Below are 16,528 nucleotides of genomic sequence, written 5' to 3' on the forward strand. Positions count from 1 at the left end.
CCGGCGTTCAGCCCGCCTTCCGGGACCGTTTCCAGCCGCCACGTTCGGATTCGGCGAGCCCCAGCAACCCCAGCCTGCCAAGACCCGCCCGGACCGCATCAGCGCTCAGTCCCGCCACGGACGTCAGCTTTTCGACTGAACTGGTGGATCGCAGCGGCAGCGCATCGAGCAGGATGAGGTCCTCCAACGTGAGGCCATCATGGTCAGCGCGCTGTTCCGGGGCCGGCTCGGCCAACGATTCGCCGCTGGGTGAGGCAAGTTCCGCGATTTCCCCGGCGTCTGTAACGCACACGGCTCCCCCTTCGCGAATCAGCCGGTGGCACCCGGCGGAATTGGCGCTGTGCACGGACCCGGGAACGGCACCGACGGCCCTGCCGAGGGTTTCAGCATGATGGGCCGTGTTCAAGGCACCGGAGCGCCACCGGGCCTCGACCACCACCGTGACCGAGGACAACGCTGCGATGAGGCGGTTCCGCTGCAGGAACCGGTAGCGGGTAGGGGCGGAACCGGGCGGCACCTCAGCCAGGACGGCTCCCTGGTTCGCGACGGTCCTGAGCAGGTCTTCGTTGCCGGACGGATAGAAGCGGTCCACTCCCCCGGCCATGACGGCGATGGTGGGCATGGTGCCACCGGCGCCGGCCAGGGCAGCCCGGTGGGCGTGCGCGTCGATCCCGTAAGCCCCGCCCGAGACGATGGTGAATCCCCGCTGGGCCAACGCATAGGCGAGGTCACCGGTCACGGCAGCTCCATAGCTTGTGCTGTCCCGGGAACCCACCAGCGCAACGGACTTTGCCGCAGCCGGCAGGGGTTGTTCCATTCCGCGCCACCAGAGGCAGATGGGTTCATGAAGGTCAAGGTCAGCCAACTGCGCGGGCCATAGTGGATCGGACGGCATGATCATGCGGCCGCCCAGCCGGTGCAGGGTGGCAAGATCCCGCTCCGGAGCGAGGTCTGGGATCCGCGGGGCCCAGCGCTTCAGCGACGCGCTCATTCCAGGCCAGCTCGCCGTGCCGTTCTCCGCCAGCAAGGCCGTGACATCCTGTTCCAGCCGGGGACCCGGGACCAGTTGTCCGGTGGCGATTCGGAGGGCGTCCACTGCCCCGGCAACCCTCACGAGAGCCAGGCCGACGGCGTCCTGCGGCTCCATAAGGCGGGACAGGGCAGCCCGGGCTATGCGTTCATGGTCAATCATCGTTTTCCTTTCAGGCCGCAGCCGAGGCCGCTTGCCGGAGTCCCAGCGCCTGCCCGATATCGTCGAGGTCCGGGGTGTCACGGCGCGCCAGGTCCGCCAACGTCCACGCCAGGCGCAGCACGCGGTCGTATCCGCGGGCAGTAAGCACGCCGCGTTCCAGGGAGTGGTCCAGGATCCGCGTGGTGGGCGGCGCGAGGCGCAGTGCCCCGCGAAGGACACGGCCGGGCACCTGGGAGTTGGTTTCCAGTCCCAGGGGGCGGAGTCGCTCCAGCTGCCGTATCCGGGCATCCCGGACCCGTGCGGCGACCGTGGGGGTGTCTTCTTCCGCTCCGGTCCGCCCGAAATCGGCAAGCGACACCCGTTCCACCTGCAATTGGATGTCCACCCGGTCCAGCAGGGGTCCGGACATCCGGGCCAGGTACCGGCGCCGCATCATCGGAGTGCAGGTGCAGTCGAGCCCCTTCCCCGACGCCTTTCCGCAGGGGCAGGGGTTGGCAGCCAGCACGAGTTGGAATCGTGCCGGATAGGCAGCGGTGCCGGCAGAGCGATGTATCACCAGTTCGCCACTCTCCAATGGTTGCCTGAGCGCATCAAGGACCCGCCGTTCGTATTCCGGAGCTTCGTCAAGGAACAGCACGCCACGGTGGGCCCTTGAGGCGGCGCCCGGCCGCGGCAACCCTGATCCGCCGCCGATGATGGCGGCGGCCGTGGCGCTATGGTGCGGATTTTCAAACGGCGGCCGACGCAGGAGTTGCACGGAGGCGGACGGCAGTGCACATAAGGAGTGGATGGCAGTCACCTCCATGGCCTCGGTGTCAGCCAGGTCCGGCAGCAGGCCAGGGAGGCGCTCGGCGAGCATGGTCTTCCCGGCCCCGGGCGGACCGGACAGGAGTAGATGGTGGGCACCGGCGGCCGCAACTTCCAATGCCCTCCTGGCGTCCCCCTGGCCCGAGACATCGCACATATCAGGTGCCGCGAGGTCTCCGGCGGGTGCGTCACAGGAGGAATCTTCGTCCTCGGGCTCAAAGTCCAGTGCAAGCTCAAGCGGATCAGCCCCGAAGTCACATGCCAAACGGGCAAGCGTCCTGTAGCCGCGGACCCGGGCGCCGGGCACGAGCTCAGCCTCCGCCGCGTTCGCCTGCGCCACCACCACATCCGGATACCCTGCCTGCACGGCTGCCATCACTGCCGGCAGGATGCCGCGGACCGGCCTGAGCCTGCCGTCAAGGCCCAGTTCAGCGATAAACACTGTCCGTTCTGTTGAGTGGATGTCATTTGCGGCGCGGAGGACGGCCATGGTGATGGCCAGGTCGAAACCGGAGCCCCGTTTTGGCAGCGACGCGGGTATCAGGTTGGCGGTGATCTTGCGCCGGCTCAACGGGATGCCCGAGTTCTGCGCGGCGGACCGGATCCGTTCCTTTGCCTCGTTCAGCGAGGCGTCCGGCAAGCCAAGAATGACGAAGGCAGGCAGGGTCTGGCCAATGTCAGCTTCGACTTCCACGATGTACCCGTTGAGGCCCACAAGCGCCACGGAATACGTCCTGCCCAGCGCCATCTACCCCACCCCTTTGAGGTGTTCGACGCGCGGTTGGCCGACGCCGTCATCAAGGACGGCGATAACGTCTACGCGGCGGAAGGGCATCCGGAGTTCGTGGTCGCGGCACCATGCCGAAGCGAGCCGGTGCAGCCGGGCCAGTTTGGCAATCCCCACGGCTTCGAAAGGATGCCCGTAGGCCAGGGATCTGCGTGTCTTCACTTCGGCGATGACGAGCGCGTCGCCGTCCAGTGCCACGATGTCGATTTCACCCTCGGAACAGCGCCAGTTGCGGTCGACGATCCGCATGCCCTTTGATTCCAGATATCCGGCAGCGAGTTCTTCACCGCGCCGGCCAAGCAAGTCTTTGGCTCTCATAGTTACCTCCGCCACCAGCCTGCGGGAGGGGCGGAGGCACGCATACCGGCGGAAGCCGCTATGTGGGAAACCCGGGCAATCAGGTGCTGTGGAGGAGGGGTTGGCAATGGCCTTGCGGCCACCGCGCGCGGTTCACTGCAGACGAATCAGCTCAGGCACTTCAGTGCCTGGGCCGAAGCCGGCCGGACCCGGGCGGAACGCGCTAGGCGCGGGTTCCGCAGCGCATGCAATGGGCAGACTGGTGCGGCCGCTCATCGTAGAAGCCGGCATGGCTGCTCCAGATGTGCCCTAAGAACCAGCAGAGTATTTTCATGGTGAGATCTTCTCTGATTTCAGCCGGGTAGGCAGTGCCAGTACGAGTCCGCGGCGCTCGACTCAAGCACCGCCGGTATTTGTCTGCACGACGCGGGACTCCTCCGCATCGCGGTGGCCGTCGGAACAGAACTACGAATCAATCCTTTACAGTAGTCTCCCGCCAAGGACGGCAGGGATACCAGACCCCAGACAAAAAACAGGTAGTGCAGGCCGCTGATCCGGTGGTCGCGTGGCCGGCTCAGGTGTGCAGCTCAGGTGCCCGGGCCAGCCCGCCGCGTCAGTTGCCGAGATCAACGTCCTTGGGAAGGGCCAGTTCCTCATTGCGGGGCAGCTCTTCCACGTTGACGTCCTTGAACGTGATCACCCGGACGCTCTTGACGAACCGGGCCGAGCGGTAGACGTCCCACACCCAAGCGTCCTGGAGGGTGAGGTCGAAATAGACTTCGCCGTCGGCGCTTCGCGCCTGAAGGTCCACGTGGTTGGCGAGGTAGAAACGCCGTTCGGTCTCGACTACGTAGCTGAACAGCCCGACGACGTCACGGTATTCGCGGTAGAGCTGCAGCTCCATGTCGGTTTCATAGTTCTCAAGATCCTCGGCACTCATGGTTCCATCTTGCACTATTCCGCGCGGCCCCGCGGCCAGGGGCAGGGAAACCGGGCTTAGAGAATCTGCCAGCTGACCCGGTGGTAGGGCGTCGGTCCGGCGGCTTTGAGGGCTTCTTTATGGATGGCCGTTCCATAGCCCTTGTTTTCGTTCCAGCCGAAAGAAGGGTACTCCTCGTGCAGCGACCGCATGAGCCGGTCCCGCTCCACCTTGGCCAGGATGCTGGCGGCAGCCACACTCAGGCACTGCATGTCCGCTTTGACAAGCGTATGGACCGGGGCGTCACAGCCCGGACCGGCCGGTGCGTCGTCGAACAGGGAGGGCTGCGCCTCGGGCGATAGCCAATTGTGGCTGCCGTCGAGAAGCACCACGTCCGGGGTGACGCCGCCGGCCAGGATCTGCAGCCAGGCCCGGGTCCCTGCGGTGCGCAGGGCCGCTATGATGCCCATGGCGTCGATCTCGCCGGCCGACGCATGCCCCACCGCCGATGCGACGCTCCAGCTGCGCACCAGGGGCTCCAGCCGTTCACGGTCGGACTCCTTGAGGAGCTTGCTGTCCCGGACGTCGTCAAGGAGCACGGGACGGCTCAGGTCCACGACGGCAATTCCGACCGTGACCGGCCCCGCGATGGCTCCCCTGCCGACCTCGTCAATGCCGGCCAGCAAACGTGCACCGGAACTCAGGAAGCGGTGCTCATAGTCGAGGGTTGGTGCGAGGGACATTATTTTCCAGCCGGTGCGGGAACGTTCCGGAACACGTCGGGATAGTTGCCCAGTCCTGTGATCCTGTTCAGGGGCCATGCGATAACGGCCGCCTTGCCCTCGATATCCGGCATGTCGATGAACCCGCCGTTGGCCTCCTGGTGCGCACGGGAGTCAGCCGAGTGGTTGCGGTTGTCGCCCATGACCCAGATCTTGCCGGCCGGAACGACCACATCGAAGTTGCGGATGTCCGGCACCTCGGCGGGGTTGATGTACGTTTCGTCGACAGCCTGGCCGTTGATGGTGAGTTTGCCGCCGGCGTCACAGCACACTACGTGGTCTCCCGGCAGGCCGATGGCGCGCTTGACCAGGTGCTGCTCGGAGTTGTCCGGGAGCAGGCCGACGAAGGTGAGGCCGTCCTGGACCCAGGTGAAGGGGCCGTCAGCCTTCTCGGGTGAAGGCACCAGCCACCCCTTGGTGTCCTTGAACACCACAACGTCCCCGCGCTCAAGGGCAAAAGGTTCAGGAACGAGCAGGTTGACGAAGATGCGGTCGTTCACATCGAGCGTGTTGACCATGGACTCCGACGGGATGTAGAACGCACGGAACAGGAAGGTCTTGATCAGGAAGGACAGCACTACGGCGATGGCCACCACCGTGAGGACCTCTTTGACCCAGAGGTACACCGGACCGTGGGCTTTGCCTTCTTTGGCAGGCTTTGAGGGGCCGGCCTTCGAATGCGCGCCGTGCGAACCGGCAGCCCTGCTCCCGGCTCCGGCGGGCAAGCCGTCTTCTGCCGACGGACCAGCAGGCGCGCCGGACGGAAGAGCGGTTTCCCCGTCCGTGGCAGTCCCTGCTTTGTCGCGTGCAGCCGGGTCGCGTCCGGCGTCGTGCTTGAACGGATCAGGAGTCCGGGGGTCGGTCTCGGGCATCTACTGTCCGTCCTTCGTCGTCGTGCTTTTTTCTGCGGGCCGGGGCACGGCCGCAAATCTGTCGAGTGGCCAGATGATCTGGACCGGCCTGCCGATCACCCGGTCCAGGGGCACCATGCCGCCGCCCGGCGCGCCCAGCAGGCTTCGGGAGTCGGCGGACATGGAACGGTGGTCTCCAAGCAACCATAACCGTCCGGCGGGAACTATCACGCTGAACTTCTGCTTGCTCGCAACGTCTCCGCCATAGAGGTATGGTTCCCCAAGCACCTGACCGTTCACTGTGAGCCGCTGCTGGTCATCGCAGCAGACCACATGATCCCCGGGCATCCCGATAACCCGCTTTATGTAGGTTGTATCACTGCCCGTGATGCCAAGCCAGTGGCCCGCCGCCGCGGCGGCGTCCTGGAGCGGGCCGTTGCCGCTGTTGAGCGGAGCGAACGTCCCGCGGCCGTCGAAGACCACGACGTCGCCGCGCCGGACAGGCTCGGCCTGGAAGTCGGTGCGGGAAACCAGGATCCTGTCCCCCGCGCCGAAGAGCGGCTCCATGGAGGCGGAAGGTATGTAGTAGACGTCCAGCCAGAGGGCGCGGACAAGTCCGCTGATCAGGACGGCAAGCGCCAGTGCCAGCAACGCAAAACGCCAGCCCGGTTTCCTGGGCTGGCGTTTTGACTGGTCCATAATCCGTATCCTGTGGCGCTCTTGCGGAAGGCTCCGGCGCCGGCCGGATCCGAATTTTGGACCCGCCGTGGAAGTCCGGGGACTTACTTGGCGGTGCTGAAGTCGCGCTTTTCCTTGATCTTCGCGGCCTTACCGCGCAGTGCACGCATGTAGTAAAGCTTGGCGCGGCGGACGTCACCCTTAGTGACGACCTCGATCTTGTCGATGATCGGGGAGTGTACCGGGAAGGTACGCTCTACGCCGACACCGAAAGATACCTTGCGGACAGTGAAGGTTTCGCGGATGCCGTCGCCCTGGCGGCCCAGGACGAAGCCCTGGAATACCTGGACACGGGAGTTCTTGCCTTCGATGATGTTCACGTGAACCTTGAGGGTGTCACCCGCGCGGAACTGGGGAACATCGGTGCGCAGCGAGGCTGCATCTACGGTATCGAGGATATGCATTGATCCACTCCTGGTGAACGCCACAGGTCATCCACTTTGGGTCACGGCGGCCAAGCCCGGGAACAGGCCCGGAAATCACTGCCGAAAATTTTCTGATCCGGCTCCGTCACTGATTGACGGGACCGGGGTGCCGGGCTGTTGGTGGCGCTCCCCCTGTGGCAGGTGCGCACCCAGCAGGCACAAGGACTAATTTTGCCACATCCGGCGGATTCCGGCGAATCCGGAGTCGTGTGACGGCGGTGGCAGTTCCGCGGGCGGTCAGCCGTCCGCCGGCGCGCCGTTCCCGTCCATCTCCGGGCGGAGCCTCAGGCGGCCGTCGACGACGTCGTACCCCAGGTCCCCGAGCGCGGTGCGGTCGGCACGGGGAAGATTGCCGGCGTCGAACGCTGCGAGGAGGTCGGGTCGGCGGTCAGCGGTCCTGCGGTATTGCTGGTGGCGGCGCCACTGGGCAATCTTGCCGTGGTTGCCGCTGAGCAATACCGGCGGAACGTCGCGGTCCCGCCAGCTGGAAGGCTTGGTGTAGACGGGGTATTCCAGCAGGCCGTCCGAGTGTGATTCCTCAACGAGCGACTCCGGGTTGCCCACGACACCCGGCAGGAGCCGCACGATCGCTTCCGTCATGGCCAGCACGGCCACTTCGCCGCCATTGAGGACGTAGTCCCCCAGGCTCATGGGCCGGACCGTGAAGTGCTCTTCCGCCCACTCGATGACCCGCTCGTCAATGCCCTCGTACCGGCCGCAGGCGAATACCAGCTGGTCCTCGCCGGCAAGCTCGTGTGCGAGCGCCTGGGTGAACCGCTCCCCCGCCGGTGACGGCACGATCAGCACCGGCTTGCGGGCCGCGTCACCTTCCCGGGCTGCCGCGACGGACCCGAGCGCCTGCGCCCACGGTTCCGCTTTCATGACCATGCCGGCCCCGCCGCCATACGGAGTGTCGTCCACCGACCGGTGTTTATCCGTGGTGAAATCCCGGAGATCATGCACGTTCAATTCCAGGATGCCGTCCTGGCGGGCCTTCCCGATCAAGGAAAGCTCCAGGGGGGCGAGATACTCCGGGAAGATGCTGACGACGTCGATCCTCATTTAGGCGTTGTCTCCGGCCTCGGTCTTGCCCGGCTCGGCATCGCCCCGCTCCGCGTCGCCGGCACCCGGAGTATCGTCTGACTCGTCAACGTTGATCTCGAACAGGCCTGGCGGCGGGGTGACCAGGATGTACTTCCCGCCAACGTTGACCTCAGGCACGATCTCCTCGACGAAGGGGATCAGGATCTCGCTGCCGTCCGGCGCCTCCACCACGATGAGGTCCTGGACCGGCAGCGTGCGGAGTCCGGAAACCTTGCCGACGACGGCATCGCCAACGCGGACGTCGAGGCCGACGAGCTCGTGCTCGTACCAGCCCTCGTCGTCGTCCTCGTCGAGCTCTTCGGTCTCGATGAACAGTTTGGCGCCGCGCAGGGCTTCGGCCTGGTTGCGGGTGTCGACGCCTTCAAAGCCCAGCAGCAGGATGTCCTTGTTCCAGCGGGCACTGTCCACGGTGAGCATACCCACCGAGGCGGGCTCAACCAGGAATTGCGTGCCCGGAATGAAACGGTCCTCCGGCGCGTCGGTCAGGACCTGGACGGTCACTTCGCCGCGGATGCCGTGCGGTTTGCCGATTCGTGCCACCTGAAGCTGCATCTGTTCCTCTGTTCGGGTTTGATCTGTTGTGGTGCTGCCTGCGGCGGGTGCCGCTGCGGGCCCGCCGCGGCGGTTTCCTACTGAAAACAGTGCGGCCCCTCCACCATAATCTGGTGAAGGGGCCGGACTTGAGACAAATAGTGCGGGGCGTTTACCGGCGGCGGTCGGTGTCGACGACGTCGACCCTGACCTGTTCGCCGCCGGCCAGCGCCGCCACGACGGTGCGCAGTGCGCGTGCCGTGCGGCCCTGACGACCGATCACCCGTCCGAGGTCGTCCTGGTGAACTCGCACCTCGAGGGTGTCCCCGCGGCGGTTGTTCTTGGCGCTGACCTTGACGTCCTCGGGACTGTCAACGATCCCGCGGACAAGGTGTTCGAGCGCTTCTGCCAGCAATTTACTCAGCCTCGGTGGTCTCTGCTTCAGCTTCGGTGGAAGCTTCGGCTGCCTCGTCCTTCTTGGCCTTCTTGGTGATGGCTTCCGGGATGATCACGGAACCCTTTTCCGGGGTAACGAAGGCAGGCTTGGACTCCTTGGTCTTCAAGGTGCCCTCCTGGCCCGGGAGACCCTTGAACTTCTGCCAGTCACCGGTGATCTTGAGGATCGCGGCGACCTGCTCGGACGGCTGTGCGCCGACGCCGAGCCAGTACTGGGCACGGTCCGTGTCCACCTCGATGTACGAGGGCTCTTCGGTGGGGTGGTACTTGCCGATCTCTTCGATCGCACGGCCGTCACGCTTGGAGCGTGCGTCCATGACAACGATGCGGTAGTACGGTGCGCGCATCTTACCAAAGCGCTTAAGGCGAATCTTTACGGCCACTTTTGTGGTCACTCCTGTTTCTGAAACGGGGTCGAGCCCGGCGTTCTGCACCCGTGGGGCGGGCCGTACTAGGGGGTTCTAAAAGGACAAGATCCGGACGCGGAGAGAGGGGCCACGCAGATCAAGTACCTGTTCATTGTGCCAGATCGACGCCGGGATTTCGACTTGACACACGCCGGCCCCTCAGGACGACCAGACGTACAGGCCTGTCCGGGTGTTCGGGTCCACGCTTCCGGCCATGTGCGCGAGGCGCCGGACATAGCCGACTGCCTCTTCGGCACCAAAAGGCATGTCCTCTTCGGCCGCCCACCGGGCGGCCACGTCCTCCAGGACATCGCCCTCCCCTTCGGTTTCGTAGCTGAGGAGGTCCGCGAGCGCCCGGACCATGGCGGCCGGCACTCCGAGGAGGGAATCGCTGGCTACGTCCACCATGGCGAGCTCGTAATCGGCGCCCGATGCGTGCACTGCCGCTCCGGCCAGATCTCCCAGCTGCTCGATCTCGAAATCGCTGATATCCGGAATCCGAAGCGCGTCCGGAGCGGCAGGGCCCCCGCCGTCGAGAGCCGCCGCGCGCTTAAGTGCCCCGTCGTGGGTGGAAACAAAGATTTCGGTAAAACCCATGGAAATGATCCTCATTCGATCGGCGGCGTGATGGTCCGGCAGCCAGCTTCGCAGCTGCCCCGGACTTCCGGGTTCAGCCTAACCCAGAAGGACGCGCAGGTCAGCGCCGCCTCAGCGGACGGCGACGCGGATCCGGTTGCGCCACGGATCCTCGAACTGCAATTCGGTTCCGGTGTGGTGCGAGGCCACTCCGGCAACGCGCAAGCGGTCGGCGAGGGCACCGACGTCGTCCGTTCCCGGCACCTCGATCAGGACTTCACCCAGCCCCAGCGTGTCCTTGCGGGGTCCGGCACCCCTGCTGTTCCAGACGTTCATGGCCATGTGGTGGTGGTAGCCGCCGGCCGAGACGAACAGGGCCTGCCCGTGCCATCCGGCAGTCTTCTCGAAACCGAGGGTGCCCACGTAGAAGTCGTGCGCCGACTGGACATCACCCACTTGCAGGTGGACGTGCCCGACGCCGGCCGCGGCCTCGCGCTGCCCGCTCACCGCCTCCTCGCTCAGGAAGTCCTGGAGGAAGCGCTGCGGCGGCAGGGCAAGGCTGTCCATGACCACATTGGTCCCCTCCCAGGACCAGTCGCTGCGGGGACGGTCCCAGTACAGCTCGATGCCGTTCCCCTCGGGATCGTTGAAGTAGAAGGCCTCACTGACGAGGTGGTCTGCGCTTCCGGTGAACAGCCGCGGCTCATACCGGGCGGCAGAGGCCACCGTGGCCGCGAGCGACGGCCGGTCCTCGAAGAGGAGTGCCGTGTGGAACAGCCCGGCCTCGCCGCGGGCCGGGAGGTTGAGGCCGGGGGCCGGCGCCAGGTGGACCAAGGGCGTGCCCCGGCGGCCAAGGTACACGCCGCCGTCCTGCTCAGCCACGGCCTCCAGCCCGAGCGCCCGCTGGTAGTAGTCCGTCATGAGCTTCATGTCGCCCACTTTGAGCATCACCGTGCCCATGGCGAGATCGGCGGGCAGCAGGTCCTTGCTGCTGGATTCCGTGGTCATGGCAACTCCAAACTCCCGATACGTGGCCGCCGGTGACCGGCGACGCTTACATAGAGTAAATTACTTGAAGCTTCAATTTATTCCTAGCGGAGCTGCCGCCCCCGAAGAACGATGTGGTTGAGGTCCCGCAGTGTTGCCGGGTTGACCCTGGGGTCCAGTTCGCACAGTATGACGTCGGCGCTGGCGCCTTCGGCGATGCCGGGCGCTCCCAGCCACTCACGCGCAGCCCAGGATGCGGCGTCCAGGGCTGACGCAGCGGGCAGGCCGGCGGCGTGGAGCGCATGGATCTCGTCCACGATCCTGCCGTGGCTGATGACGCTGCCGGCATCGGTCCCGGCGTAGATCGCCACGCCGGCTTCGAAGGCTTCGAGAATTCTCTCGTTCCGCCGCTCCCAGAGCGCCTGCATGTGCGCCGCGTACACCGGAAACTTCGCATTCGCACGGGCAGCGATGTCCGGGAACGTCGCAATGTTGATCAACGTGGGAACGATGGGTACGCGCTGCTCCACGAAACGGGGTATATGCCGCGGCAGCAGGCCGGTTCCATGTTCGATGCAGTCGATGCCGGCGTCGAGCATGTCATCCAGCGTGTCCTCGGCGAAACAGTGCGCCGTCACCCTGGCGCCTTCATCATGGGCTGCGCGGACAGCGTCCCGCACCACTGCGGCAGGGAACGACGGCGCGAGATCGCCGGCACCGCGGTCGATCCAGTCCCCTACGAGCTTGACCCAGCCGTCGCCCGCCAGCGCCTGCTTCCGCACGGCCTCGACGAGGCCGTCCGGCTCAACTTCGACGGCGAGTCCCCGAAGGTAGCGCTGCGTCCTGGCAATGTGGCGGCCGGCCCGGATGATCCGGGGCAGCTCCGGACGCTGCTGGAGCCAGCGTGTGTCGTGGACGGCGCCGGCATCGCGGACGAGCAGTGTGCCGGCGTTCCGGTCAGTGACGGCCTGCTCTTCGGCGAGGGACTCGGGAACATCGCCCGCGGGTCCAAGCCCGATGTGGCAGTGCGCATCCACCAGGCCCGGCAGGACCCAGCCGTCCAGCACCGCGTCGGGCGGAGCGGCCGGCCGAGAGAATGTCAGCTTGCCGTCCACAGCCCAGAGGCCGTGGCGTTCCTGGTCCGGGGCGGTGAGCACGGTCCCGCTGAATTCGATGATGCCGTTCATGGTCCAAGCCTAGACCGGCCGTCCGGCGGCGCTGATGTGACCGCCATGTGACAGGGACCCGAACCGGCCCTATGGTAGCTTCGTCTACGACCACACGGGTGCCCCTGCAAGGGCTGAGATCGGGCTGACGCGGCCTGCGACCGTTGAACCTGTCCGGGTAATGCCGGCGAAGGAAGTGAGTATTCGGTGAATACACAAGAAACACAGCTGACCCCTGCCCAAAACGAGTCCGCAGCCGGCAACCCGGGCCCTGCCGAAGCGCAGTCCCTGAAGTCCCACTCGCTGGCGTTCGTGACTGACGACGGAGCGGGGATCCGGGTGCCCGTGACCGAGATTGCCTTGGAGGAATCGCCGGGCGGGGCAGCCAACCCGCCGTTCCGCGTGTACCGGACCGCCGGGCCCGGAAGCGACCCCGTGGTGGGGCTGGAACCGTTCAGGACGCCGTGGATTGAATCCAGGGCCGATACCGAGCCGTACAGCGGCCGGGGACGGAACCTGCTCGACGACGGCAGGTCTGCCGTGCGCCGCGGTGCCGCCTCCGCGGAGTGGAAGGGCGCGCAGCCGGTGCCACGCCGCGCCGTCGAGGGCAGGACCGTCACGCAAATGCATTACGCCCGGCAGGGCGTGGTGACGCCGGAGATGCAGTTCGTGGCCCTCCGCGAAAACTGCGACGTGGAGCTGGTGCGCAGCGAAGTGGCTGCCGGCCGCGCCATCATCCCCAACAACATCAACCACCCGGAGTCCGAGCCGATGATCATCGGCAAGGCCTTCCTCGTGAAGATCAACGCCAACATCGGCAACTCGGCCGTCACGAGCTCCATCGCGGAGGAAGTCGACAAACTGCAATGGGCCACCCAGTGGGGCGCCGACACCGTGATGGATCTGTCCACCGGCGATGACATCCACACCACCCGTGAGTGGATCATCCGCAACTCCCCCGTGCCGATTGGCACCGTCCCCATCTACCAGGCCCTGGAGAAGGTCAACGGTGAGGCCAACAAGCTCACCTGGGAGATCTTCCGTGACACCGTGATCGAGCAGTGCGAGCAGGGGGTGGACTACATGACCATCCACGCGGGCGTGCTCCTGCGCTACGTTCCGTTGACCGCCAACCGGGTGACCGGCATCGTCTCCCGCGGCGGCTCCATCATGGCCGGCTGGTGCCTGGCCCACCACCAGGAGAACTTCCTGTACACGCACTTCGACGAGCTGTGCGAAATTTTCGCCAAGTACGACGTCGCATTCTCGCTGGGCGACGGGCTGCGGCCCGGTGCAACAGCGGACGCGAACGACGCCGCCCAGTTCGCCGAGCTGGATACCTTGGCCGAACTGACGCAGCGCGCCTGGGAGTTCGAAGTGCAGGTGATGGTGGAAGGACCGGGCCACGTGCCGTTCCACCTTGTCCGCGAAAACGTGGAACGCCAGCAGGAACTCTGCAAGGGAGCACCGTTCTACACGCTGGGGCCGCTGGTCACGGACATAGCCCCCGGCTACGACCACATCACCTCCGCCATCGGCGCCACGGAAATCGCCCGCTACGGCACGGCCATGCTCTGCTACGTCACGCCCAAGGAACACCTGGGGCTGCCGAACAAGGACGATGTGAAAACCGGTGTGATCACCTACAAGATCGCCGCCCATGCCGCCGACCTCGCCAAGGGCCACCCCGGCGCGCATGAACGTGACGACGCCCTGTCCAAGGCCAGGTTTGAATTCCGCTGGCGGGACCAATTCGCCCTGTCGCTGGACCCGGTCACCGCCGAAGCCTTCCATGACGAGACGCTCCCCGCGGAACCGGCCAAAACTGCGCATTTCTGCTCGATGTGCGGGCCCAAGTTCTGCTCCATGCGCATCAGCCAGGACATCCGGGACGAATACGGCTCAGCCGAGGCCCAGGCGGCGCTTGCCGAGATGGCGGCAGGCATGCGCGAAAAGAGCAACGAATTCCTGGCAGCCGGCGGCAAGGTCTACCTTCCCGAACTGCAGGTTCCAGCCCCCGGGCGTCCGGGCCGGAACAATGCAGCGACGGGTGACGGTTCCGCTACGACGCCTGTGAGTGCTGACGCCTGCTGACTTCTGCGATGAATGACCGGATAAGCCGGTCACCCTCCACCGAGTCCTGGGGCCGGTGTCCGCCCGCGGCAACGCGGTGCAGGGCACCGGTTTCGCGCAGGTAGCCGGCGATCTCCTCGTAGAGCGGCTCCCAGCCGCCGGTGAGCACGAGCGTGGGGACGCCCGGCACGATCTGCAGCGGCGCTTCCCACGGAGGCGCCTGCAGCCGAAGCCGGCGGGCGGCGTTGAGTGCTTCCGGTGTGGACGGCCCATCACTGTGCACGGAAAATGCCCGCCGGACGAATTCCCGCTGGAAGTCGTCGTCGCCGAGCTGGTGCCGGACATCAAACAACGGCTGCATCAGTGCGCGGTGCGCGGCAGTCGCGGGCAGTTCGGCCGTCAGGGAGAGGCAGGCAGGTTCCACGAGGGTGAGCGAGTGCACCAGGTCCGGGCGTTCCACGGCCGCCATCATGGCCGCAATGGCGCCCTGGGCGTGGGCCACCACATGACCGCCGGCAGCGCCCCGGCCCTCGTCCGCCAAGGCGCCCAGCACAATGGCGGCGTCGACGTGGAAGTCCGATTCGACCGGTTCCGCTGAGACGTCAAAGCCGTGGCGGCGCAAAAACAGTGCGTCATAGGCCAAGGCCATGCCGTGTTGCTTGGGCCAGGCGGCCGACCCGAAGGCCCCCGAACCGTGGACGAACACTACGCGCTGCTTAAACATGCACCAACCCTATGGCAATGGCCGGACAATTCGGCCGCGACATTGAACCTGCCTGCAGCCAAAGTAACCGTGCGGAAAACCGCTACGCCTGGAACTACTTGCTCCCGCCGAGGAACTTGTCGAAGCCCTTGGGCAGGTTCAGCTGCGACGGATCGAAGTCCGCGCCCTGCTGACCGAAGGCGGCCCCGGTGGGAAGCGCCTTGCCGGCGCTCGCGCGGCGGGCCTCGGCATCACGCAACTCCTGCGCGGCCTTGGCCGGATTGCCGGACTTGGCCTTTTTCTTGGGCGCGTTCTTGGCGCCCTTGCGGGCTGCTCCGCCGCCGCCCATACCGGGCATTCCAGGCATGCCGGGCATTCCGCCGCCCGCAGCCATCTTCTTCATCATCTTTTGCGCCTGGGCGAACCGCTCCAGCAGGCCGTTGACGTCCGATACGTGCATGCCCGAACCCTTGGCGATGCGTGCGCGGCGCGAGCCGTTAATGATCTTGGGGGCAACACGCTCATGCGGCGTCATGGAGCGGACGATCGCTTCCACCCGGTCGATTTCACGTTCGTCGAACTGCTCCAGCTGCTGGCGGATGTTCTGCGCGCCCGGCATCATCATGAGCATCTTCTTCATGGAGCCCATGTTGCGGATCTGCTGCATCTGGGCCAGGAAGTCATCCAGGGTGAAATCTTCCTGGTCGGCGAACTTCTTCGCCATCCGGGCGGCTTCGTCCTTGTCCCAGGACTTTTCAGCCTGTTCGATCAGGGTGAGGACGTCACCCATGTCGAGGATGCGGGACGCCATGCGGTCCGGGTGGAACAGCTCAAAATCGTCGACGCCTTCACCGGTTGAGGCGAACATGACGGGCTTGCCGGTGACCGACGCGACGGACAGGGCGGCACCGCCGCGCGCGTCGCCGTCGAGCTTGGAGAGAACGATGCCGGTGAAGTTGACGCCCTCATCGAAGGCGAGCGCCGTGTTCACGGCGTCCTGACCGATCATGGAGTCGATAACGAAGAGCACTTCGTTCGGGACGATCGCCCGGCGGATCTGGCGCGCCTGCTCCATCATGTCGGCATCCACGCCGAGCCGTCCGGCGGTGTCCACGATAACGACGTCGTGAAGTTTCTGGCGCGCTTCCTCGACGCCGGCGCGGGCGACTGCCACGGGGTCGCCGGCAGGGTGGTCAAGTTCCGTTGAGGTGGCACCGGGGTGCGGGGCGAAGACAGGCACCCCGGCCCGCTGGCCGACGACCTGGAGCTGGGTGACAGCGTTAGGCCGCTGGAGGTCGCAGGCCACCAGCATCGGGCTGTGGCCCTGGGACTTCAGCCACTTGGAGAGCTTGCCGGCAAGGGTGGTCTTGCCGGCGCCCTGGAGGCCCGCGAGCATGATGATGGTGGGGCCGGTCTTGGCCAGGCGGATACGCCGGGTTTCGCCGCCCAGGATTTCGACGAGTTCCTCGTTGACGATCTTGACGATCTGCTGGCTCGGGTTCAGTGCGCCGGACACCTCGGCGCCGAGGGCACGCTCGCGCACCCGGCCCGTGAACTCGCGGACCACGGGCACGGCAACGTCAGCGTCCAGGAGGGCCCGACGGATCTCGCGGACCGTGGCGTCAACGTCCGCCTCGGTGAGGCGGCCCTTGCCGCGGAGATTCTTGAAGGTTGCTGTCAACCGGTCAGAGAGTGAATTGAACACGCGCCGTGCACTTCTTTCAGTG

General features: G+C 66.0%; 18 protein-coding genes and 1 riboswitch. Of the genes, 1 reads left to right on the top strand and 17 read right to left on the bottom strand.

Features of this window, described 5'->3' with window-relative positions:
• Positions 1 to 7: 7 nt before the first annotated feature.
• The 15 genes from dprA to AC1MDG_RS12525 form a co-directional block, all read right to left on the bottom strand.
• Complete coding sequence (dprA, locus tag AC1MDG_RS12455) at positions 8 to 1,192, bottom strand: DNA-processing protein DprA (RefSeq protein ID WP_479804154.1); 1,185 nt, start codon at positions 1,190 to 1,192, stop codon at positions 8 to 10.
• Between the two features lie 10 nt (positions 1,193 to 1,202).
• Positions 1,203 to 2,747 carry a YifB family Mg chelatase-like AAA ATPase gene (locus tag AC1MDG_RS12460; protein ID WP_479804156.1) on the bottom strand — a complete coding sequence of 515 codons (1,545 nt, stop codon included), beginning with the start codon at positions 2,745 to 2,747 and terminating at the stop codon, positions 1,203 to 1,205.
• On the bottom strand, positions 2,748 to 3,104 hold the full coding sequence (locus tag AC1MDG_RS12465; RefSeq protein WP_479804158.1) for a YraN family protein: 357 nt from the start codon (positions 3,102 to 3,104) through the stop codon (positions 2,748 to 2,750). It lies immediately after the preceding gene.
• A 592-nt stretch (positions 3,105 to 3,696) separates the two neighbouring features.
• Positions 3,697 to 4,023, bottom strand: coding sequence for a DUF2469 domain-containing protein (locus tag AC1MDG_RS12470; protein ID WP_003806068.1), 327 nt, complete (start codon positions 4,021 to 4,023; stop codon positions 3,697 to 3,699).
• Between the two features lie 56 nt (positions 4,024 to 4,079).
• A complete protein-coding gene (locus AC1MDG_RS12475) occupies positions 4,080 to 4,745 on the bottom strand; it encodes a ribonuclease HII (protein ID WP_043482335.1) in 666 nt (221 codons plus the stop codon).
• Positions 4,745 to 5,656: a signal peptidase I gene (gene lepB / locus AC1MDG_RS12480; protein ID WP_479804161.1), complete on the bottom strand. Its 912-nt coding sequence runs from the start codon at positions 5,654 to 5,656 to the stop codon at positions 4,745 to 4,747. The genes AC1MDG_RS12475 and lepB (AC1MDG_RS12480) overlap by 1 nt, the downstream gene beginning before the upstream one ends.
• The gene (gene lepB / locus AC1MDG_RS12485; RefSeq protein WP_479804163.1) at positions 5,657 to 6,334 is read right to left on the bottom strand and encodes a signal peptidase I; all 678 of its coding nucleotides are present in this window, start codon (positions 6,332 to 6,334) and stop codon (positions 5,657 to 5,659) included.
• Positions 6,335 to 6,417: 83 nt separating this feature from the next.
• The gene (rplS, locus tag AC1MDG_RS12490; protein WP_011692321.1) at positions 6,418 to 6,777 is read right to left on the bottom strand and encodes a 50S ribosomal protein L19; all 360 of its coding nucleotides are present in this window, start codon (positions 6,775 to 6,777) and stop codon (positions 6,418 to 6,420) included.
• 258 nt (positions 6,778 to 7,035) lie between these two features.
• Positions 7,036 to 7,860 carry a tRNA (guanosine(37)-N1)-methyltransferase TrmD gene (trmD, locus tag AC1MDG_RS12495; RefSeq protein WP_043482342.1) on the bottom strand — a complete coding sequence of 275 codons (825 nt, stop codon included), beginning with the start codon at positions 7,858 to 7,860 and terminating at the stop codon, positions 7,036 to 7,038.
• Positions 7,861 to 8,454: a ribosome maturation factor RimM gene (gene rimM / locus AC1MDG_RS12500; protein WP_479804165.1), complete on the bottom strand. Its 594-nt coding sequence runs from the start codon at positions 8,452 to 8,454 to the stop codon at positions 7,861 to 7,863.
• A 151-nt stretch (positions 8,455 to 8,605) separates the two neighbouring features.
• Positions 8,606 to 8,848, bottom strand: coding sequence for an RNA-binding protein (locus AC1MDG_RS12505; protein ID WP_011692324.1), 243 nt, complete (start codon positions 8,846 to 8,848; stop codon positions 8,606 to 8,608).
• Between the two features lies 1 nt (position 8,849).
• Entirely contained in the window at positions 8,850 to 9,272 is a 423-nt protein-coding gene (rpsP, locus tag AC1MDG_RS12510; RefSeq protein WP_043482430.1) for a 30S ribosomal protein S16, read from the bottom strand.
• Positions 9,273 to 9,455: 183 nt separating this feature from the next.
• Positions 9,456 to 9,893 (bottom strand): hypothetical protein, encoded by a 438-nt coding sequence (locus AC1MDG_RS12515; protein ID WP_479804168.1) that lies wholly within the window; start codon positions 9,891 to 9,893, stop codon positions 9,456 to 9,458.
• Positions 9,894 to 10,004: 111 nt separating this feature from the next.
• Positions 10,005 to 10,880: a VOC family protein gene (locus AC1MDG_RS12520; RefSeq protein WP_479804170.1), complete on the bottom strand. Its 876-nt coding sequence runs from the start codon at positions 10,878 to 10,880 to the stop codon at positions 10,005 to 10,007.
• 83 nt (positions 10,881 to 10,963) lie between these two features.
• Positions 10,964 to 12,046 carry an amidohydrolase family protein gene (locus AC1MDG_RS12525; RefSeq protein ID WP_479804172.1) on the bottom strand — a complete coding sequence of 361 codons (1,083 nt, stop codon included), beginning with the start codon at positions 12,044 to 12,046 and terminating at the stop codon, positions 10,964 to 10,966.
• A gap of 84 nt (positions 12,047 to 12,130) precedes the next feature.
• Positions 12,131 to 12,238, top strand: a riboswitch (TPP riboswitch).
• Between AC1MDG_RS12525 and thiC the strand changes: the two genes are divergently transcribed.
• Complete coding sequence (gene thiC / locus AC1MDG_RS12530) at positions 12,233 to 14,119, top strand: phosphomethylpyrimidine synthase ThiC (RefSeq protein ID WP_479804174.1); 1,887 nt, start codon at positions 12,233 to 12,235, stop codon at positions 14,117 to 14,119. It overlaps the preceding riboswitch by 6 nt.
• Here the strand turns inward: thiC and AC1MDG_RS12535 are convergent.
• Together AC1MDG_RS12535 and ffh are read right to left on the bottom strand one after the other, a co-directional pair.
• Positions 14,088 to 14,822, bottom strand: a complete 735-nt coding sequence (locus AC1MDG_RS12535) for an alpha/beta fold hydrolase (RefSeq protein WP_043482356.1) — start codon at positions 14,820 to 14,822, stop codon at positions 14,088 to 14,090. The genes thiC and AC1MDG_RS12535 overlap by 32 nt on opposite strands.
• 94 nt (positions 14,823 to 14,916) lie before the next feature.
• Positions 14,917 to 16,506, bottom strand: a complete 1,590-nt coding sequence (ffh, locus tag AC1MDG_RS12540; RefSeq protein WP_043482358.1) for a signal recognition particle protein — start codon at positions 16,504 to 16,506, stop codon at positions 14,917 to 14,919.
• Positions 16,507 to 16,528 lie beyond the last annotated feature (22 nt).

This window comes from Arthrobacter sp. AIWTK1 (genome assembly GCF_056680535.1).